This is a genomic window from Litorivivens lipolytica, from assembly GCF_014191715.1.
In the GTDB taxonomy this organism is placed as follows: Bacteria; Pseudomonadota; Gammaproteobacteria; order Pseudomonadales; family Spongiibacteraceae; genus Litorivivens; species Litorivivens lipolytica.
In genome coordinates, this window is the sequence record NZ_JACHWY010000002.1 from 35,461 (window position 1) to 55,075 (window position 19,615).

20 protein-coding genes are annotated in these 19,615 nt (G+C 56.8%); 13 read left to right on the forward strand and 7 right to left on the reverse strand.

Annotation, left to right across the window (positions count from 1 at the left end):
• Positions 1-34: 34 nt before the first annotated feature.
• Together fabB and fabA are read right to left on the reverse strand one after the other, a co-directional pair.
• Positions 35-1,255 (reverse strand): beta-ketoacyl-ACP synthase I, encoded by a 1,221-nt coding sequence (fabB, locus tag FHR99_RS08640; RefSeq protein WP_183410260.1) that lies wholly within the window; start codon positions 1,253-1,255, stop codon positions 35-37.
• A gap of 18 nt (positions 1,256-1,273) precedes the next feature.
• The gene (gene fabA, locus FHR99_RS08645) at positions 1,274-1,801 is read right to left on the reverse strand and encodes a 3-hydroxyacyl-[acyl-carrier-protein] dehydratase FabA (RefSeq protein WP_183410261.1); all 528 of its coding nucleotides are present in this window, start codon (positions 1,799-1,801) and stop codon (positions 1,274-1,276) included.
• A 170-nt stretch (positions 1,802-1,971) separates the two neighbouring features.
• Between fabA and FHR99_RS08650 the strand changes: the two genes are divergently transcribed.
• The 4 genes from FHR99_RS08650 to FHR99_RS08665 are packed head-to-tail and all read left to right on the forward strand — an operon-like array spanning position 1,972 to position 6,988.
• Positions 1,972-3,345 (forward strand): UDP-glucose dehydrogenase family protein, encoded by a 1,374-nt coding sequence (locus FHR99_RS08650; protein ID WP_183410262.1) that lies wholly within the window; start codon positions 1,972-1,974, stop codon positions 3,343-3,345.
• A gap of 24 nt (positions 3,346-3,369) precedes the next feature.
• Positions 3,370-4,782 carry a mannose-1-phosphate guanylyltransferase/mannose-6-phosphate isomerase gene (locus tag FHR99_RS08655; RefSeq protein WP_183410263.1) on the forward strand — a complete coding sequence of 471 codons (1,413 nt, stop codon included), beginning with the start codon at positions 3,370-3,372 and terminating at the stop codon, positions 4,780-4,782.
• A gap of 13 nt (positions 4,783-4,795) precedes the next feature.
• Positions 4,796-5,626: a UTP--glucose-1-phosphate uridylyltransferase GalU gene (gene galU / locus FHR99_RS08660; RefSeq protein ID WP_183410937.1), complete on the forward strand. Its 831-nt coding sequence runs from the start codon at positions 4,796-4,798 to the stop codon at positions 5,624-5,626.
• 9 nt (positions 5,627-5,635) lie between these two features.
• Positions 5,636-6,988 carry a phosphohexomutase domain-containing protein gene (locus tag FHR99_RS08665; protein WP_183410264.1) on the forward strand — a complete coding sequence of 451 codons (1,353 nt, stop codon included), beginning with the start codon at positions 5,636-5,638 and terminating at the stop codon, positions 6,986-6,988.
• Positions 6,989-7,344: 356 nt separating this feature from the next.
• Here FHR99_RS08665 and FHR99_RS08670 read toward each other — a convergent pair whose 3' ends face one another.
• Positions 7,345-8,304, reverse strand: a complete 960-nt coding sequence (locus FHR99_RS08670; protein ID WP_183410265.1) for a polyprenyl synthetase family protein — start codon at positions 8,302-8,304, stop codon at positions 7,345-7,347.
• A gap of 294 nt (positions 8,305-8,598) precedes the next feature.
• On the opposite strand from FHR99_RS08670, the gene rplU reads away from it, so the two are divergent.
• The 4 genes from rplU to proB all read left to right on the forward strand — a co-directional run bounded on the left by rplU (position 8,599) and on the right by proB (position 11,642).
• Positions 8,599-8,910, forward strand: a complete 312-nt coding sequence (rplU, locus tag FHR99_RS08675) for a 50S ribosomal protein L21 (protein ID WP_183410266.1) — start codon at positions 8,599-8,601, stop codon at positions 8,908-8,910.
• A 33-nt stretch (positions 8,911-8,943) separates the two neighbouring features.
• Entirely contained in the window at positions 8,944-9,201 is a 258-nt protein-coding gene (gene rpmA, locus FHR99_RS08680) for a 50S ribosomal protein L27 (protein WP_183410267.1), read from the forward strand.
• Between the two features lie 113 nt (positions 9,202-9,314).
• Positions 9,315-10,508: an Obg family GTPase CgtA gene (cgtA, locus tag FHR99_RS08685; protein WP_183410268.1), complete on the forward strand. Its 1,194-nt coding sequence runs from the start codon at positions 9,315-9,317 to the stop codon at positions 10,506-10,508.
• A gap of 21 nt (positions 10,509-10,529) precedes the next feature.
• A complete protein-coding gene (gene proB / locus FHR99_RS08690) occupies positions 10,530-11,642 on the forward strand; it encodes a glutamate 5-kinase (RefSeq protein ID WP_183410269.1) in 1,113 nt (370 codons plus the stop codon).
• Positions 11,643-11,716: 74 nt separating this feature from the next.
• Here the strand turns inward: proB and rpsT are convergent, their stop codons facing one another.
• The 3 genes from rpsT to FHR99_RS08705 all read right to left on the reverse strand — a co-directional run bounded on the left by rpsT (position 11,717) and on the right by FHR99_RS08705 (position 12,931).
• On the reverse strand, positions 11,717-11,983 hold the full coding sequence (gene rpsT / locus FHR99_RS08695) for a 30S ribosomal protein S20 (RefSeq protein ID WP_183410270.1): 267 nt from the start codon (positions 11,981-11,983) through the stop codon (positions 11,717-11,719).
• Between the two features lie 109 nt (positions 11,984-12,092).
• Entirely contained in the window at positions 12,093-12,473 is a 381-nt protein-coding gene (locus tag FHR99_RS08700; protein ID WP_183410271.1) for a diacylglycerol kinase, read from the reverse strand.
• Positions 12,474-12,487: 14 nt separating this feature from the next.
• On the reverse strand, positions 12,488-12,931 hold the full coding sequence (locus FHR99_RS08705; protein WP_183410272.1) for a nuclear transport factor 2 family protein: 444 nt from the start codon (positions 12,929-12,931) through the stop codon (positions 12,488-12,490).
• Positions 12,932-13,076: 145 nt separating this feature from the next.
• Between FHR99_RS08705 and FHR99_RS16460 the strand changes: the two genes are divergently transcribed.
• On the forward strand, positions 13,077-13,682 hold the full coding sequence (locus FHR99_RS16460; RefSeq protein WP_183410273.1) for a TetR/AcrR family transcriptional regulator: 606 nt from the start codon (positions 13,077-13,079) through the stop codon (positions 13,680-13,682).
• Positions 13,683-13,743: 61 nt separating this feature from the next.
• On the opposite strand, the gene FHR99_RS08715 is transcribed toward FHR99_RS16460, so the two are convergent.
• Complete coding sequence (locus FHR99_RS08715; RefSeq protein WP_183410274.1) at positions 13,744-14,019, reverse strand: hypothetical protein; 276 nt, start codon at positions 14,017-14,019, stop codon at positions 13,744-13,746.
• Between the two features lie 417 nt (positions 14,020-14,436).
• On the opposite strand from FHR99_RS08715, the gene FHR99_RS08720 reads away from it, so the two are divergent.
• The 4 genes from FHR99_RS08720 to FHR99_RS08735 are packed head-to-tail and all read left to right on the forward strand — an operon-like array spanning position 14,437 to position 19,578.
• On the forward strand, positions 14,437-15,867 hold the full coding sequence (locus tag FHR99_RS08720) for a tetratricopeptide repeat protein (RefSeq protein WP_183410275.1): 1,431 nt from the start codon (positions 14,437-14,439) through the stop codon (positions 15,865-15,867).
• A 29-nt stretch (positions 15,868-15,896) separates the two neighbouring features.
• Positions 15,897-16,823: a hypothetical protein gene (locus FHR99_RS08725; RefSeq protein WP_183410276.1), complete on the forward strand. Its 927-nt coding sequence runs from the start codon at positions 15,897-15,899 to the stop codon at positions 16,821-16,823.
• Positions 16,798-18,030 carry a hypothetical protein gene (locus FHR99_RS08730; protein ID WP_183410277.1) on the forward strand — a complete coding sequence of 411 codons (1,233 nt, stop codon included), beginning with the start codon at positions 16,798-16,800 and terminating at the stop codon, positions 18,028-18,030. Before FHR99_RS08725 ends, FHR99_RS08730 begins: the two co-directional genes overlap by 26 nt.
• Before the next feature lie 3 nt (positions 18,031-18,033).
• Positions 18,034-19,578: a tetratricopeptide repeat protein gene (locus FHR99_RS08735; protein WP_183410278.1), complete on the forward strand. Its 1,545-nt coding sequence runs from the start codon at positions 18,034-18,036 to the stop codon at positions 19,576-19,578.
• Positions 19,579-19,615 lie beyond the last annotated feature (37 nt).

Sequence of the window (19,615 nt, forward strand, 5' to 3'; positions counted from 1 at the left end):
ATGACGGAGCGCAGCGAGCGGGGTTTACCGGAATTTAGTCAGCGTAACGCTTGAATACCAGTGTCGCGTTGGTGCCACCAAAGCCGAAGCTGTTGGACATGATGGTGTTCAGCGTCACCCCGTCCTTGCGCTCGCGCACGATCGGCATGCCGTCCGCTTCCGGATCGAGCGTTTCGATATTGGCAGAGGCCGCGACGAAGTTGTGCTGCATCATCAGCAGCGAGTAGATTGCCTCATGCACGCCAGTGGCGCCCAGGGTGTGGCCAGCGAGGGATTTGGTGGAGCCAACCAGCGGCATGTCTTTGCCGGCAAAGGCTTCACGCATGGCCTTCAGCTCCTGAATGTCACCGGCCGGCGTCGAGGTACCGTGGCTATTGACGTAGTCAATCGGCGAATCGACCGTCTGCAATGCCTGCTTCATGCAGCGCACGGCTCCTTCGCCTGAAGGGGCGACCATGTCGTAGCCATCCGATGTGGCGCCGTAGCCAATCACTTCACCGTAGATTTTCGCGCCGCGCGCCTTGGCGTGTTCCAGCTCTTCCAGTACCACCATGCCGGCACCACCGGCGATAACAAAACCGTCGCGATTGGCATCGTAGGGGCGAGAGGCTTTCTCGGGGGTGTCATTGTACTTGGTCGACAGTGCGCCCATAGCGTCAAACAGACAGCTCAGGGTCCAGTGCTCTTCTTCGCCACCGCCGGCAAAGACCACGTCCTGCTTGCCGAGCTGAATCAGCTCCATCGCGTTGCCAATACAGTGGGCACTGGTGGCGCAGGCGGAGGAGATGGAGTAGTTCACGCCCTTGATTTTGAAGGGTGTGGCCAAACAGGCCGAGACCGTGCTGCCCATAGTTTGGGTAACGCGGTAGGGTCCGAGACGCTTAACGCCTTTCTCGCGCAGAATGTCGGCAGATTCAATCAGGTTGGCAGAAGAGGCGCCGCCTGAGCCAGCGATAATGCCGGTGCGCTCGTTGGAAACGTCACTATCTTCCAGTCCCGCATCCTTGATCGCCTCCTGCATGGCGATATAGGTAAAGGCGGCTGCATCGCCCATAAAGCGTTTTACTTTGCGGTCAATGTGCTCGCTGGTGTCAAGCTCGATGCTGCCGGAAATGTGACTGCGAAACCCGAGCTCTTTGTAGGTCTCGTTGGTGGAGATACCTGACTTGCCCTGTTGCAGGGAGGCCAGTGCCTCACCCAGATTATTACCCAAGGGGGAGACTACGCCCATGCCGGTAATGACTACGCGTTTCATGTTTGCCTCTGTGTAAATTTAACCGAAATCTTTGCCGTCAGCCTGAAACAGACCGACGCGTAAATCCTTGGCGGTGTAGATCACTTCGCCGTCGACGGAAACCTGGCCGTCGGCGATACCCATCACCAGTTTGCGTTCAATCACGCGTTTAAGATCGAGCTGATAGCGCACGAGTTTGGCATCCGGCAGGATCTGGCCAGTGAACTTGATGTCACCCGAGCCGAGCGCTCGTCCTTTACCGTTATTGCCTTTCCAGCCGAGGAAAAAGCCGACCAGCTGCCACATGGCGTCGAGGCCGAGACAGCCGGGCATTACGGGGTCGCCGATAAAGTGGCAGTCGAAAAACCAGAGGTCCGGACGGATATCCAGCTCGGCAATAATCTGACCTTTCCCATATTCACCGCCTTCGTGACTGATGTGGGTGATGCGATCCACCATCAGCATATTATCGGTGGGGAGTTTCGGATTGCCGGGTCCAAACAGCTCGCCCCGGCCGCAGGCAATAAGGTCTTCTTTAGTAAAAGAATTCTGGTGAATCAATGACATCGGAGGGCACAGCTTCCTGAAAGTTTGGCGCATGGTAGCACAGAGATTTAAGGGCGGTCAGCGTGTTCGCTGTCAACACTGAGCCTGTCATACCAGTGTCAAATGAGCGCCATCAGCACGTCATGAAACTGCAGTAGTTATGTCACCGAGAACCCTTAGGAGAGCGTGATATGAAGATTGCAGTGATTGGTGCGGGTTACGTCGGGTTGGTAACGGCTGCCTGTCTGACCGAGATGGGAAATCGAGTGGTGTGTGTGGATGCGGCCGCGCAGAAAGTGGCCGCACTGAAGCGCGGCGAAATGCCCATTTACGAACCGGGTTTGGAAGACATTGTGGTTTCTGCCCTGAATGCCGGGCTACTGGATTTTACGACCTCGCTGGAATCCGCCGTGGCGTCTGCGGACTATGTTTTTATCGCCGTTGGTACGCCGATGCAAGACGATGGCCGCTGTGACACCTCGGCGGTGCTGAGCGTTGCCCGGGCGCTTGGTCAGTCGCTCACGGACGACGCCATCGTTATTACCAAATCCACCGTGCCGGTCGGCACCGGTGATCAGGTGGAGTCGATTATTCAGGAGCGTCTGCGTCTGCGAAATGCTGCCTTCAAGGTGGATGTTGTCAGCAACCCGGAGTTTTTGAAGGAAGGTGCGGCGGTCGCAGACTTTATGACCCCAGACCGCATAATTGTCGGCAGTGACAGTCAGCATGCCCGTGAAATGATGGGGGTGTTGTACGCGCCTTACCTGCGGCGCAATGACCGCATTTTGTATATGGGGCGCCGTGAAGCGGAGATGACCAAGTATGCCTCTAACGCGATGCTTGCTGCGCGTATTTCCTTTATGAACGAAATCGCGGAACTGTGTGAGCACTGTGATGTGGACGTAGAGGATGTGCGCCTTGGTATGGGGGCAGACAAACGTATCGGCAATGCCTTTCTCTTTCCCGGTGCTGGGTACGGCGGTTCCTGCTTACCTAAAGATGTGCGAGCTTTGATCGCGACAGGCGAAGATCGCGCACTGGATATGTGCATTCTGAAGTCTGTCGACGAGCGCAATCAGGCGCAGAAACGGGTGATGTTCGACAAGCTATACCGCTACTTTGACGGTCAGCTGGAAGGCAAGGCGATTGCCGTTTGGGGCTTGGCTTTCAAGCCGGGCACCGACGATATTCGCGAGGCACCCGCACTAAATTTGATTGAGAAGCTGGTTGAGGCCGGCGCCCGCATTGTGGCTTACGACCCGGTGGCCATGGCTAACACCCGGCGCTATTTTGCGAAATTCCCTTATGCCGCGCGGGTGCGCTTTGTGGATGAGCCCAATGCGGCGGTGGTGGGCGCCGATGCGCTGGTGGTGGTAACCGAGTGGAAACGCTTCCGTCAGCCGGATTTTCGGAGCCTGAAGTTAGCCATGCGCGGCCGCCTGATTGTGGACGGTAGGAATTTGTACCATAGTGGGCATCTGAGTCGCATAGGCTTTGACTACCGCGGCGTAGGCCGTGACAATAAAGGACTTAACCCGCCTCATCGCGATCGAATAACAACCTGATAAGTCCATTTTCAAGGGGAGTGCATGTTAGTACCTGTTCTGTTGTCCGGCGGCGTCGGAAGTCGGTTGTGGCCGCTGTCCCGGGAAAGCTTCCCGAAACAGTTTCAGGATCTGACCAGCGACCTTTCCATGCTCCAGGAAACCGCCGCCCGGGTTGATGGCCTCGACAATGTGGCTGATCCGCTGGTGGTCTGTAACGAAGAGCACCGCTTTCTGGTGGCCGAGCAGTTCCGTAACGAAAAACGCCGCGCTGCCGCCATTATTCTCGAGCCCGAAGGCAAGAACACCGCGCCGGCGGTGGCGCTGGCGGCACTGCGCGCCGTGCAGACTGACCCGGAAGCCGTGTTGCTGGTATTGCCTGCTGACCACGTTATTCAGCAGGTGGAGGCTTTCTGTGAGGCCGTTGGCCGTGGTTTGCCCTTCGCCCAAAAGGGGCAGCTCGTCACCTTCGGTATTGTGCCGACTTCACCCGAAACCGGTTACGGCTACCTCAAACGTGGCGACGAGTTGGCCGAGAGCACCTTTACCTTGGCCCAGTTTGTTGAAAAGCCCAATCGGGCCACGGCCGAAGCCTATCTCGATAGCGGTGAGTACTGCTGGAACAGCGGTATGTTCCTGTTTTCTGCTCGCGCCTACCTCGAGGAGCTCGGCAAGTATCAGCCCGCCATGCTTAAAGCCTGCGAGCAGGCGATGGCGTCGACCCAGACGGATATCGATTTCCTGCGTGTGGATGCGAAAGCTTTTGCCGCTTGCCCGGCTGACAGCATCGATTACGCTGTGATGGAACATACCGATCGCGCGGTGATGGTTGCCCTCGATTGTGGCTGGAGCGATGTGGGTTCCTGGTCAGCCCTGTGGGATGTGGCCGATAAGGACGAGCAGAATAACTATCTGCACGGTGATGTCTTGGTGGAAGACGTCAAGAACAGCTACCTGCGCAGTCAGGATCGGCTGCTGGCGGCTGTGGGCGTCGACAATCTGGTGATTGTTGAGACCCCTGATGCGGTGATGGTCGCCGACAAGAATCGCGTGCAGGATGTCAAAGCCATTGTCAGCAAGCTGAAAGCTGACGGTCGCGATGAGGCGAAATTTCAGCACCGCGTTTATCGCCCCTGGGGCAGTTACGAGTCCCTGGTGGTTGGTGATCTGTTTCAAGTGAAACGCATCATCGTCAAACCCGGTGAGCGCTTGTCATTGCAAATGCATCATCACCGCGCCGAACACTGGATAGTTGTTAAGGGCACCGCAGAGGTCGTGCGGGGCGAAGAAACCATGATTCTCTCGGAAGACCAGTCCACCTATATTCCGCTGGGTACAAAACATCGTCTCAGCAACCCCGGCGTGATTCCGCTGGAGTTGATCGAGGTGCAGACGGGTAGTTATCTGGGTGAAGATGACATCGTGCGGTTTGAGGACGTGTACGGCCGCAGCCAATAATGAAAAGGAGTTGATCTTGAAAAAGTGTCTGTTTCCTGTGGCGGGCTACGGTACCCGCTTCCTTCCGGCCACAAAATCCATGCCGAAAGAAATGCTGCCTATCGTCAACAAGCCGCTGGTGCAATACGGTGTTGAAGAAGCCATTGCTGCGGGTCTCACCGATATTGCGTTGGTGACCGGTCGCGGTAAGCGCGCTATCGCAGATCACTTTGATACCAGCTATGAGCTGGAACATCAGATTTCCGGTACAGCCAAGGAAAGCTATCTGGATTCGATTCGCCAGGTTATTAGCTCGGCGACGTTTTCTATGACGCGGCAGCACGAAATGAAAGGTCTGGGGCACGCGATTCTGACCGGTGAAGTGTTGGTCGGTAATCAGGATGCGTTTGGTGTGATCCTGTCAGATGACCTTTGTCTGAACAATGGCGGCGACAGTGTTATGGCCCAGATGGTCAAGCTCTACAAGCAGTTTCGCTGCAGCATTGTCGCCGTTATGGAAGTGCCCAAGGATGAAGTCGACAAGTACGGGGTGATTGTCGGCACCGAACTCAATAAGGGGCTTTATCGCGTTGAGAGCATGGTGGAAAAGCCGGCAGTTGAAGATGCGCCTTCCAACCTCGCGGTTATTGGTCGGTATATTCTGACACCGGATATTTTCGACATTATTCGTGACACCCCGGCCGGCAAAAATGGCGAGGTGCAGATTACCGATGCGCTGAACACGCAGGCGGCTCAAGGTTGTGTCATGGCCTACAAATTCCAGGGGCGCCGCTTTGATTGCGGTAGCGTGCCGGGCTTTGTTGAAGCCACCAATTTTGTTTACGAAAACTACTACCAGAAGTAACTACACAGTATGGAAATTACTTGTTTTAAAGCCTATGACGTACGCGGCCGTGTGCCCGATCAGCTGAACGAAGATGTCGCCTATCGCATTGGTCGCGCCTATGCAGAAGTGATTCAGCCGGGCTCGGTGGTGGTGGGGCATGATATCCGTCTGAGCAGCGAAGCTATTAAGATGGCGCTGGTGAAAGGTCTGCAAGAATCCGGCGTCGATGTGTTCGATATCGGTCAGTGTGGCACCGAAGAAATTTACTTTGCGACCAGCTACGGTAAATTTGGTGGCGGCATTGCGGTGACCGCCAGCCACAATCCGAAAGACTACAACGGCATGAAGTTTGTGCGCGAAGAGTCTAAGCCGATCAGTGGTGATTCGGGCTTGTTTGATATCAAGGCCTGCGCCGAGAGCGGTGAATTTTCAGCGCCGGAAAAAGCGGGAAGCTATCAGGCTTTCGCTTCACTCGATGCCTATATAGAACATCTGTTGGGTTATGTAGACCTGCCTTCGCTGAAGCCGCTGAAAATTGTGGTGAATGCAGGCAATGGCGGTGCCGGTGCAGTGATTGATGCCATAGAAGGCAAGCTACCCTTCAGTTTTGTGAAAGTGCATCACCAGGCCGACGGTAACTTCCCCAATGGTGTGCCCAATCCTTTGCTGGAAGAAAATCGCCAGCCGACCATCGATGCCGTTCTGTCAGAAAAGGCGGATATGGGGATTGCCTGGGATGGTGATTTTGATCGCTGTTTCTTCTTCGACGAAAATGGTCGGTTTATCGAAGGCTACTATGTGGTTGGCCTGCTGGCGGAAAGCTTCCTGCTGGATAACCCCGGTGAGAAAGTGGTGCACGACCCGCGGCTGGTTTGGAATACCCGTGAGTTGGTGGAGGCGAATGGTTCTACGGCGGTACAGAGTAAAACCGGGCACGCCTTTATCAAGGAAATCATGCGCAGCGAAAACGCTATTTACGGCGGCGAAATGAGCGCGCATCACTACTTCCGTGATTTTGCTTACTGCGATAGCGGCATGATTCCCTGGTTGCTGGTAGCGCAGCTGATTTCTCGTCGCGGCAAGACGCTTTCTCAGTTGGTTGACGAGCGCATGGAGCGCTTTCCCTGCAGCGGCGAAATCAACAGCACCATTGAAGATCCCAAGGCGGTTATTTCGGCGGTGGAAAAACAGTACGCCACGGATGCTGACAGCGTTGAGCATGTCGATGGGCTAAGTGTGGCCTTTGCAGACTGGCGCTTTAACCTGCGGATGTCTAATACTGAGCCTGTGGTTCGCTTGAATGTGGAATCTCGGGGTGATCAGGCCCTGATGCGTGCCAAGACGGATGAGCTTTTGGCATTTATGGCCAGCGTTAGTTAAGACTTATCGGCGTCTGTTCGGGCGCCGTTCATTTTTGTCGTCGGGTGTGGGGCCTTTTGGGGTTCTTGGAGCTTCGTAGCTCGGCCCGGCGACTCACCACCTTGCTCCAGACCGCCCGCAAGCCTTTCCCAATCGAGTTTGTCGCTGCGGAACTCGCTGTAAAGCGCTCAGACAGTCCTCGCGAAACACAAACCCGATTGGGAAAGGCTTAAACGCGGCCTGACTGGTCTGGAGCAAGGTGCTGATCCACCGGGCCTGTTTTAGCGGCAGTGTCTTGTGGCGTGGGATTGATGCGTCGCAATTGTGAGGGTGGAGGGGGATTGCGCTCCGCCCGGGTAGTGGCACCCAGCTAAACGTTATTTAGAGCGGGAAAGCGCCAGTTTCGAAAGATCCAGCAGCGCCTGATGGTATTTGCTAGCTTTCAAAGGCACCAATGCGGTCAACGCATCCCCGGAATATTCTCTAGCAACATTGCGGGTGTAATCCAAAGCGCCGGTTGAGCGAACAATCTCAACGACCTGATTCAGGTTTGCTGCGGACTTTTCGGTAATAGCCTGCCTGATAAGGTCGGATTCGGATTGGCTGCCATTTTCCATGGCATAAATCAGCGGCAGAGTGGCCTTGCCTTCGTTGAGGTCGTCGCCAATATTCTTGCCGGTTTCTTCCGGGTTGCCCTCGTAGTCCAGCACATCATCAATCAGCTGAAAGGCCATGCCCAGATTCATGCCGTACTCGTAGAGTGTATCGGCGTAATTGCGCTGGTCGCTAAGCAGGGCAGCGCCGCAGCAGGCGGCGGCGAACAGGACGGCGGTCTTGTTCTGGATGACGGAGAAATACTGCTCTCGATCACCGTCGGCATTGCCCGCCCGCACCAGCTGCAGCACCTCGCCCTCGGCAATGGTGTTGGTGGTGTCAGACAAGAGCCCCATCACGCCCATATCGCCGATGCTGACCAGCATCTGAAAGGCGCGGGAGTAGATGAAGTCGCCAACCAGCACGCTGGGCGCCGAGCCCCATTTGTCATTGGCGGTGGGGCGGCCCCGGCGGAGCGCCGAGACGTCTACGACATCGTCGTGGAGTAGGGTGGCGGTGTGGATAAATTCGATAACGGCGGCGAGTTGGATGTGTTTGTCGTTAATACCGCCGCAGGCGCCAGCGCTGAGCAGGGCCAGCAAGGGGCGGAGCCGCTTGCCGCCAGCATCAACAATGTAGTGGCCGATGTTCTCTACCAGGTCCACGTCCGAGTGGAGCTGTTCAATAATCAGAGTGTTGACCGCGTCGAATTCGCTGGCAACGACCTCTCGGATCTGCTGCATCTGTCAGGCCTGGTACAAAGGGGTTTGGAGGTGCCACTAAGGCGCGTTTGCGCGGGAATGCTAGGGGGCGGTGGCAGGGGTGTCAAGGCTGAGGGGCAGCCGGGAGCGGGCTTGGGCAAAAGCCTGCGTTCAAGCCATGTAGCGCTTGAGATTGCCAGTGCTTTTGCGTAGAATGCGCGACCCTGTAGCAAAACCGCTCACCCGAACGGGGCAGGGCGGTTGCCTGAACTTGCACATCGACAGGATGTCGACCCTTTACCATCAACCCGCAAGCAGGCCATTTGGAGAGAGACTATGTACGCTGTGATTGAAAGCGGTGGCAAACAGCACCGTGTTATTGAGGGTGAAACCCTCAAGCTGGAAAAACTGGAAGTTGCCACCGGCGAAACTCTGGAATTTGACAAGGTTCTGCTGGTAAACGACGGCAGCGCCGCCAAAGTGGGTACGCCGCTGGTAGCGGGCGCCAAAGTAACTGCTGAAGTGGTTGCCCACGGTCGTCACGACAAGGTTAAGATCGTGAAATTCCGTCGTCGTAAGCACTCGATGAAACAGGCCGGTCACCGTCAGTGGTACACCGAAGTTAAAATCACTGGTATCAGCGCTTAAGCGCCGGTACGAGTGCAGAAAGGAGATTAGTTCATGGCTCACAAGAAAGCTGGTGGTAGTACTCGCAACGGTCGCGATTCGGAAAGTAAACGCCTTGGCGTGAAGCGTTTCGGCGGCCAGACTGTGCCTGCAGGCAGCATCATCGTTCGTCAGCGCGGTACTCGTTTCCACGCTGGTGAAAACGTTGGTATTGGCAAGGATCACACCCTGTTCGCGAAAGCGGACGGCGTAGTGAAGTTCACCGTCAAAGGCCCGAACAAGCGCAAGTTTGTTAGCATCGAAGCGGCCTGACGCGCGAGCGCATTGCTTAAAAAGCCCCGTCAGGTTGACGGGGCTTTTTTGTATCTGCTACATGCATTTTATTATCAGCGCGGAAACTCAAGTCGAGTATTAGGTAAGTAATCATGAAATTTGTCGACGAAGCAGTCATCAAGGTTGCGGCCGGGAACGGCGGCAGTGGCTGCCTGAGCTTCCGCCGCGAAAAATATATTCCAAAAGGCGGCCCCGATGGGGGCGACGGCGGTGATGGCGGGAGTGTCTTTCTCAAGGCGGATCATTCCGTTAACACTTTGGTGGACTTCCGTTACGTGCGCAATTATCGCGCGAATAACGGCGAGCCCGGTCGCGGCGGTAATTGCCGTGGCAAGAGCGCCGAGGATCTCTACCTCGTAGTGCCGGTGGGCACCACCGTGCTCGATGAGGAGACCGGCGAGGTGCTGGGTGACCTGTCGACCGACGGCGAAGTGCTGAAAGTCGCTCAGGGCGGCTTTCACGGCCTCGGCAACACCCGCTTCAAGTCCAGTACCAACCGTGCACCCCGTCAGACCACACCCGGCTCTGAGGGCGAAAGCCGCACCCTGCGTCTGGAGCTGAAAGTGCTGGCCGATGTGGGTCTGTTGGGTCTCCCCAATGCCGGTAAATCGACCCTGATTCGGGCAATTTCTGCGGCCAAGCCAAAAGTGGCGGACTACCCCTTTACCACGCTGGTGCCCAACCTCGGCGTGGTGTCCATGCAGAAGCACCGCAGCTTTGTGGTGGCGGATATCCCCGGTCTGGTGGAAGGTGCCGCGGAGGGTGCCGGTCTCGGTATTCGTTTTCTCAAGCATCTGACCCGCAACCGCCTGTTGCTGCATCTGGTGGATGTGGCGCCGCTGGACGGCTCTGATCCGGTCGAGGCTGCCGAAATAATCATCAACGAGCTGGCCGAGTTCAGTGAGACCCTGTACCAGCGCCCGCGTTGGCTGGTGTTGAACAAGACCGACCTGATTCCTGAGGAGGAGCGTGAGGCGCACTGCCAGGACATTATTGATCGGCTTGGCTGGGAAGGTCCGGTGTATCAGCTCTCGGCCCTGACCAAGGACAATACGGAAGCCCTGTGCTGGGCGATTCTGGAGTATGTCGAGACCTGCAAGGCAGAGGAGTCGGCAGACGACGAACTGATGCAGCGCGAGATTGATACCCAGAAGGCCATGCAGGCCGAAGCCCGGGAGCGTATTCAGGGGCTGGCCGATGCCCGCCGTGCGGCTCGCAAAGCGGCTCAGGATGACGACGATGAAGATGATGACGACGGCGATGTGGAAGTTGTCTATCAGCCCTGAACCTGGTCTGAGTAAGGTGCAATGACAGAATTTGCTGAAACCCAGCGCTGGGTAATCAAGATTGGCAGCGCCCTGCTGACCGCCAATGGCCGGGGCCTGTGGGCTGACGGGCTGGATGCCTGGGTGAATCAGATGGTTGAGCTGCGCCGCGCCGGCCACGAGGTGGTGCTGGTGTCGTCGGGTGCGGTCGCCGAAGGGATGACGCGTTTAGGTTGGTCGCGCCGCCCGGAAGAAATTCATCGCCTGCAAGCGGCGGCTGCGGTGGGGCAGATGGGACTGGTGCAGGCCTACGAGTCGCGCTTTTCTATGCATGGGTTGCACACCGCCCAAATCCTCCTTGGTCACGACGATATTTCTGCTCGCGATCGTTATCTCAATGCCCGTGGCGCCCTGCAGACCCTGCTGGAGCTGGGCGTGATTCCTGTGGTCAATGAAAACGACACGGTCGTGACCGACGAGATCCGCTTTGGTGATAACGATACGCTGGCGGCACTGGTGGCGAACCTGGTGGATGCCGACGTGCTGGTCATTCTGACCGACCAGAAAGGTCTGTTTACCGGTGACCCGCGCAATAACCCCGATGCTGAGCTGATTACCGAGGCCGACGCCAGTGATAGCTCGCTGGACGGCATGGTGTCTGGTGCGGGCACGCTGGGCCGCGGTGGCATGATTACCAAGCTGCGGGCGGCGCGACTGGCGGCTCGCGCTGGTGCCGACACGATCATTGCCAGCGGTACCGAGGATCAGGTTTTGCCAAGGCTGCTGCGCGGTGAGTCAGTAGGTACTCGCTTGCTGGCAAAGCAGCAGAAGCTGGCGGCCCGCAAGCAATGGTTGGCCGGGCAATTGCAGTTAAAAGGCCAGCTGCAGCTGGATGCGGGGGCGGTGAAAGTGCTGACCGCTTCCGGTCGAAGCCTGTTGCCGGTAGGCGTTAAAGCGGTAAGTGGTAACTTTCGGCGCGGGGATCTGGTGAGCTGTGTGGACGCTGACGGTCGCGAAATTGCCCGTGGTCTGGTCAATTACAACGTCGATGAGGCGCGCTTGCTGGCGGGACAGCCCAGTGCGGAAATTACCCGTCTGCTCGGCTATCACGGTGATGAAGAGCTGATTCACCGGGATAATCTGGTCTTGAGCTGAAGCCTGAGATGCTTAACGAGCAGGCACAAAAAAACCCGCTAAAAAGCGGGTTTTTTATTATGCGACGAACGTGATCAGGCAGCCAGGGCCTTGATCTGGGCATTCAGACGGCTCTTGTGACGAGCAGCCTTGTTCTTGTGGATAATGCCCTTGTCGGCCATGCGGTCAACGACCGGAACAGCCTGCTCGAAAGCCGCTTTGGCTGCAGCAGCATCGCCAGCGTCGATCGCGTTAACAACCTTTTTCAAATACGTGCGCACCATGGAGCGCAGGCTGGCGTTGTGCTTGCGGCGCTTTTCCGCTTGCCGTGCGCGTTTACGTGCTTGTGGAGAGTTTGCCACCCGGTTACTCCTTGAAGCTGAGTTCAGTACCAAAAATTTAAGAGGGCGGATTATTCCTGTTCGCCCCGTCAGTGTCAAGGGGTTTGCGGGATATCTCTCCGCTTGCGCGTTACAGGGCTGGCCAAAAGCGATTGAAGGCGATGGTTCCCCAAACCAGCAAGACCATCATCATGCAGATAAACACGGCGGCGGAGCCCAGATCCTTGGCCTGACCTGACAGCGGGTGACGCTCTAGTCCGACCCGGTCCACGACCGCTTCAATGGCGGAATTGATGATTTCTGCCAGCATTACCATCAGGCAGGAGCAGATCAGCAGGATGAACTCGATGCCGGTTTGTGCCAGCAGTACGGCCGCGGGCGTCAGAAACAGCATGAGAATGCATTCGGTTCGAAAGCCTTCCTCGTGAGTCCAGGCGGCTCGAAAGCCGCGCATGGAATATTTGGTCGCATCCATCAGTCGCGGCAGGCCGCGACGTCCGGGCTTGTTCATTTGGGGTTCCGTGGTCATTGAATACCGGCTGCGTCAAAAAGAAGGTGTTGGGATAGATCGCCGAACAGGTCCGGGTGCATTTCGCGGCGCTTGAAGCACCATTCGCCGTCGATGCGGGCAAACTGGTCCCGGTAATAGCCGCTGATAATAACTTGCAATGGCAGCTCCGGCGTCTGTTGCACCACGGTGAAGTAAGCTCTGGCCTTGGCGGTCGCGTCGCTCACCTCAATATGCGTGTTAGTAATCAGATGTTTGGTGCGCGGTGTGCTGCAATCAAACAGGCGGGTAGACTGCTGATACATCTGTAGTACGGCGTCATAACCCTGCACCACCGAATCAGCTGCGGGAGCGACAATTTCACCGTGTCGAAACAGCTCGGCCACGCCGTTCAGGTCGCCGTCGTCCAGAAGAAAGGCGTAGCGGTACATCAGGTTTTCGATTGCGCGGTAATCATCCATTGGCTTGAACTATCCTTTTATTATCGTCTTGCGAACTTCGCTACCTGCGAGCTGGCTTCAGTGTAGCGGGCTCGCCGGAAATCGCGAGGGCAAAAGTTCGCTTGCGGGAATTTTGCTAGCATAGCGCGTCTTTGCGAAAAAAGTGATGAATCCATTGAAAGATACGCCGACACGCATCCTCGATGAGGCCGAACGCCTGTTTGCAGAAAAAGGCTACAAGGCCACCTCTTTAGGCGAGGTGGCCACGGGTGTAGGCATTCGTACGCCCAGTCTCTATAACCACTTTCGCAACAAAGAGGCCTTGTATCGCGCGGTGCTCGATCGCTTGATAGACCTGTTCAATGCGCCGCTGACGAATTTGCGGGAGCAAACGCTGAGCCGCGAACGGCTGATGGAGTGGTTGCAAACCATTGTTGATCTGCATTATCGCCACCCGAACTTTGCGCGCCTGTTGCAACATGCAGCCTTGGCGGATGGTCCGTTAAGTCGGGAGATTGTCGATCGCTTGTTTCGGCCGCTGATCGCAAAAGACGGTTCGCAGGAATCTGCGCTCGGTTTTTTCCGTGGCAACGATCTCGAGCCCTGGGCCGTGATGGCATTCAATAATATTGTGATGTCCTACATCACTATGGCGCCGATGTATCAGGCCATGTTGCCGGTGGAACCTATGTCGGACGAGGGGCTGAAGCGCCAGAAACAGTTAATCAGTCAGCTGGCAGATCTGGTGTTTTCGGTGGAAGAGTCGGGATGATGCAGTAGTGAGGGGGCGTGAAAAGAAAGGTGGGCGGGCTGTGGTGCCCGCCCCGGGAAGATCAGCCGGCTTTACAGGCTTTCTTCGCAGCTTTGATCTGCTTGCGGTGACACTCTTCCTGAGAAGCTTCGCCCACACACCACTTGCGGCGGTTGTCCCAAGCGGTCAGCGGGTGACGCTGGCCATCGGTACACTTGACGGAGTAGCTGGAGTATTCAGCGCCAGATTCGTCGGTGCCGGCACCGGTGTATACCAAGCTTGAAGGGCGAGCCGCAAAGGTTGCAGCGGAGGCAGTGGCCAGTGCGGCGACAACCAGAGTTTGAGTCAGTTTTTTCATGGTAGTGTTACCTGTTTCTGAGGATTCAATGCACACATTATCGCGTAAGTGTTACCGAATTGCCATATGTGTGAAGCATGGAAACAGGTTTTAAGTGTTCGAGTGGTTTGTATCTTGTTGTATTTAAATAATAAATAAGCATATCGCTTGATATGTGTTACCGAAGTTTAATCATCCGGCAGCAGGCTGCTGGGTCGGGGTGTTACTCCCCGTGGCGGATTGCTGGCGCGCAGTAATAACGGCGCTTTTTGGCTATGATTAGACTGGGCGGCTCGGCTCTTCGTCGGTGCCTGCTGGGTGATGAAGCGCAAGCGGCAGGCAGGTGATAAAGTGCTAGATTCGAGGCTGATCGAGTGCCGATCCGTCTTCGTACACACTGGTTACAGTCATGTTATATAACAGCAGGGGGGCGTCTGGATGCTAGGACTCGGACGTGACGTAAAGCGGCTGATTGCGCTGCTTTTGTGTATTCCCAGTGTATGGGCGGCCAGCGAGGTTGAGCTGCTTCCCGCTCCTGCCAGTCTTGTGCTCGCCGATAGTCAACTCGCGCGCTTGCAGCAGCAACTGGATCGCAGTGTCGCTGCGGGGCAGTACCCTCAGGCGCTGGATTCGGCTCGCCGCCTTGCACAGGCACTGGCCAGCGACCCGGTGAGCGGCACGGCGGCGCTGGAGAACCTCGGTCTGATTGAAATTCAATCCGGTGATGCGGCGGCGGGCATCTCCAGCCTCGAGCAAGTGCTGGAGCGACTGCGTGCCAGCGGCAATTTCCGTGATCCGCGACTGGCGCGGCCCCTGTACGCCATTGGGGTCGGGTATTACCAGCTCAAAGACTATCTGAAGGCTATCGACTATATCGAGCAGGCCAACTTTGTTACGCGAACGGATAAGGGGTTGGAGAGTCTGGAGCAGACCCGCCATGACGATCTTTTGCTCGACAGTCTGATTCGCGTCGGGCGCGTAGACGACGCCATGGATCGCCTTGATGTAAGTACCAACATACAGCGTATGGCCCTAAAGGAAGGGCCAGAGCTGGAACGGGCGCTGTATAAGGCCGCGCGCTGGTACAGTCTGCTGGAGGCGGCTTATCAGGAAAGCAGTCTGCACGAAGAGCGTCTCGAAATTCTGGCGAAAACCTATGGCGCTGACAGTCCTGAGTTGGTGCCGGTGTACTACGATCTGGCCAGCAGCTACTCGCGCCGGATGCATGACGATCTTGACCGGCTGCGGGGGATGAAATCTGCCGAGCGCAATGTCAGCTATTCCTTTGTGCGCAGTGATCAGGTGCGCCGGGCCATTGCCTATGATCAGGGCGCCCGCTCCGATGATCGGACACTACTGGACGCCGAGTGGAAGGCGGTGCGAGCGCTAAAAATTGCGCTTCGCATACTCGAAGATCAGGACGAGCCAGATCTGCAGGCTATTGCGGAAACCTATGTGCGGCTCGGTGACCACTATCAACTGATCGGCAATGATCGCAAAGCCCGGCGCTACTATCAGCGCGCCTATGACATGCTGCATGAAAACGGCGCCACCGAGTATCTGGCGCAAACCTTTGGCTCGCCGGTGCCGATTTATCAAAAGCCGCTCAAATTACCCTCGACGAATGATCCGGCGGTTTTGAGCGCCTATCAGGGCGAAGCGGAATTGCTGCTCGATGTGAACTCGCGCGGGCAGCCGCGTAATATTGAAGTGGTCGAGTTACGACCGCAGCAAGCCTCGGTGCTGGAAGACAAGGCGCTGCGCTACAGTCGCGATACCATCTTCCGGCCGCGAATCACCGAAGATGGCACGGTGAGCACCGAAAAAATGACTTACATCTATCAATTCAGGCCGGGTGCTCAGCCCTAGGTATAGTGCTCAATGTGGAAGGTAGTTTGATGTTCCCTGTATTTCGCAGCGCTCAAGGTTTCCGTCGCTGGCGTTTATCGATGACCGCCCTATTGAGCGGCGCACTGTTATTGAGCGCCTGTGCTACTCCGCCGACTACGCCGCCGAGTAGTCCGCAGCCGCCACCTCCGCCAACGTCGCCATCGCAGCCAACTGAGCAACAACAATCAGAGCAACAGCAAAGGGACGAACAGCAGGAGGCAGAAGAAAAGGCCAGCAGAGAACAGCAGCAAGCAGAGCAGGAAGCACAGGCTGCGGCCGAGCAGAGAGCGGCCGCTGAAGAGGCCGCCCGCCAACGCGAACAGGCCCGGCAGGGTGCGCCGGCAGACAATGAGCAGCAATGGCCACCGCCGCCGCCCGACGAGCCACCTCCAAGTCAGGCGGGCTCACCGGCAGATGCCGAGAGCGCTGAAGCCGCTGAGCGCGCTGCCCGATCTGCCCCAGCCGGTGGTGGTGGGCAGACAGATCGCGAGCGCAATGAGGAATTGAACAATGAGCTGTCGCGTTCTCTGTCCGGTTTTGATCGCCGGCTTGATCGGGAAAATCAATCACTGAGCGAGCGCGAGCGCGCACAGGCACTCGCCGCGGAACAACGTCGGCGTGAAAATGCTGGTGGAGGCGGTAGCAGCGGCAGTGGACAGGGGCCTGCGGGGCAGGACGGCGATCAGTACGGCTACTCAGCTCCGCCTCCGCCCGGTGCCACTGGCGGAGGCAATATGCCAAAGGGTGGTCAGCGGCGCCCCGGCAGCCCCGGCGACAAGGAAGCCTTGCCTCCGGCACCGGATGATGTGCCTAGCGGGCAAGATGACGATATTGTTGCCCGTCAGCTGCGCGAGGCGGCCGAGAATGAAACCGATCCCGAGCTGCGGGAAAAACTGTGGGAAGAGTATCGTGAGTACAAGCGCAACAATCGCTAAGGTGCTGTCGCTCAGCCTGCTGATTAGCCTGGCAGGTTTTATGAGTGGTTGTGTCAACCAATCGGTCAAGCATGTAAATGCCACCCGCGCGGTGCACGCGGAAAAAGAAATCCCGCAGGCCGAGCTGCTGGATGTGAATATCGCGGTCTTTGATCCGGGTTACACCGAGCCGGTTGAGGAAGACTCGGGGATTTTTCCGCAGGTGCGCAAGGCCGAGTCCGGTTTCATTCCCTATCGTCTGCGCGAAACCCTGCAGAGCACAGGGCATTGGGGGCCAGTGCGGGTTGTGCCCAGTCCGAACACCTCTTCCGAGTTGATGATTACCGGCAAAATCATTGAATCCAACGGTCGGGATCTGGAGTTGGCTGTGAAGGCTGTGGATGCCAGTGGCCGTGTTTGGCTGGACAAAACCTACGATGAAACGGCAGCGAGTTTGAGTTACAGCGATTCTGATCCATCCAATATCGACCCGTTTCAGGATCTCTATAACCGCATTGCTAACGACTTGCTTAAATCGCGAAAAGACTTGTCTTCAAAACAGCTGCGCGATATTCGCACCGTCGCCTTTTTGCGTTTTGCCGACGATCTGTCGCCGGATGCGTTTGAGCGCTACCTGAAAGAAAAAAATGGTCAGTACTCGGTGCGGGGTTTGCCTGCTGACGGCGACCCGAACGTACAGCGTGTTCAGGCTATTCGTGACCGCGACTATCGACTGGTAGATACCCTCGACCAACACTATTACCTGTTTGGCGAGCAGATACAGGGCCCGTACGACGAGTGGCGTGCGGCCAGCTATCAGGAAGCCAAAAACCTTGAGAAAGTGCGCAAGGAAGCCATTGGACGCATGGTGGCTGGCGCGGTTGGTGTTGCTGCGGGTATTTACGGCGCCGGACAAGCGAGCAACGGCGCTGAAGCGGCAGCTGCCTATTCCGGTGTGATTGGCGGCGGTTACCTGCTAAAAACCGGGATTGATAAATTCGGTGAAAAGAAACTGCATGTCGAAGCGTTGAAGGAGCTTGGCGAATCCCTGTCCAGTGATCTTAAACCCCGAGTGATTGAGCTCGAAGGGAAAACCATTACCCTGAGTGGTTCCGCCGAAGCCCAGTATCAGGAGTGGCGCGAATTGCTGAAGAAAATTTACGCTAACGAAACCGGATTGCCGCCGAAGGGAGCCGACGACGGTTCCGCTGCGGATAAGGATCGTTAACCCTTGTCGCAGAATTCCTCATCAGACGATGCCGGCGAACGTATTACGCCCGTCGCCCATCAGCCGCCGCAGAGTGTAGTTGCGGAGCCAACAGCGGCTTCCCCGGAGCGCCCTTTTTTCTGGGTTGCAGTGTCGCTAATTGTCTTGCTGCTGTGCCTGGTCATTCTCTGGTTGCCGTCGCAGCTGAATCAACGTGAATCCGCGGTTACAGCCGCAGCGGGTGGGCAGGGTTCGGCGCAATCAAGCGCAGAGCAAACGCCTGAGGAATCTCCCGATACTGCGCCGTCTGCCCGCGTTAGCGAGGCCGATGCCGAAGCGGTGCTGGCCAAACGTCAAACCGCGCAGCGCATCGCCGATGCTTTGCAATTGCGCCGTGCCGAACTGGAAAAATTGTCGGTAGAGCGCTGGGCGCCCGCTGACTATCAGCAGATCGAAGTCAACGCAGAGCGCGCCGTTAACTATTTTGAAAATCGGGAATTTGAAGCCGCAGCTACCTATTGGGGCAAGGCGCTGGAACAGGCCAACACGTTGTTGGGCCAAGTTGAGGCAGTACTCAAAACAGCTATTATCGACGGCTATCAGGCGCTGGAAAAACTGAATAGTGAAGAGGCGGTCAAAGCCTTCGATCTGGCCTTGGCCATTCATCCGGAAAATCCGCTGGCGCAAACTGGTATGCGGCGGGCAAAAAATCTGCCCCAGATTCTAACCCTGTTATCGGCGGCGGAAAATCACGAGCGTTCCGATCAGCTGGATCAGGCCATGATGCTCTACCGCGAAGTGTTAAAGCTTGATCCTCAGTCGCCGGTGGCCCGCGAGGGTGTGGTGCGAGTAGGCGAAGCGATGCAAGACTGGGAATTTCGTATAACACTTTCTACCGCCCAGCAGGCGCTGGCAGATGGTGATCTGGATGCGGCCGAGCGCGAATTTCGCAAGGCGGACAAACTCAAACCGAACGATGCTGTGGTGAAGGAAGGGCTGGCCGAGGTCAGGGCTGAGCGTTTGCAACGGCGTATTGCCGCCTTAAAGGCTAAGGCCGAACAGGCCGAGGCCAAGGAAAACTGGAGTGTAGCGGTCAGCGCTTACAAAACCGTGACGGAGCTGGATGGCACCTTGGGCTTTGCCCAGTCAGGGCTGGCCCGCAGCCAAACACGACTGGAACTTGATCAGCGCTTGCAGATTCTGGTGGAACAGCCGCAGCGGCTTTACAGTCAGGAGGTGTTGGCCAGTGCCTGGTATACCCTGCAAGATGCGAAAAAGATCGACAAGCCCGGGCTGCGCCTGCAGTCGCAGATGGACGCCGTGGATGCGGCTATTGCGCGGGCCAGACAGCCGGTCACCGTGCAACTGAACTCCGACAGCAGTACCGATGTGGTGGTTTATAAAGTGGGTGAAATGGGCATGTTTGACCAGAAAACCCTGCGGCTTACGCCCGGTGACTACACGGTGGTTGGACGTCGCGAAGGCTATCGCGACGTGCGCACCACGCTCTCGGTCAGGCCGGATGTCGGCGCAGTGAGTCTGGATATTCGCTGCACTGAAAAAATCTGAACCCGATAACAATCAACACTGAGATCGATAAAAAACA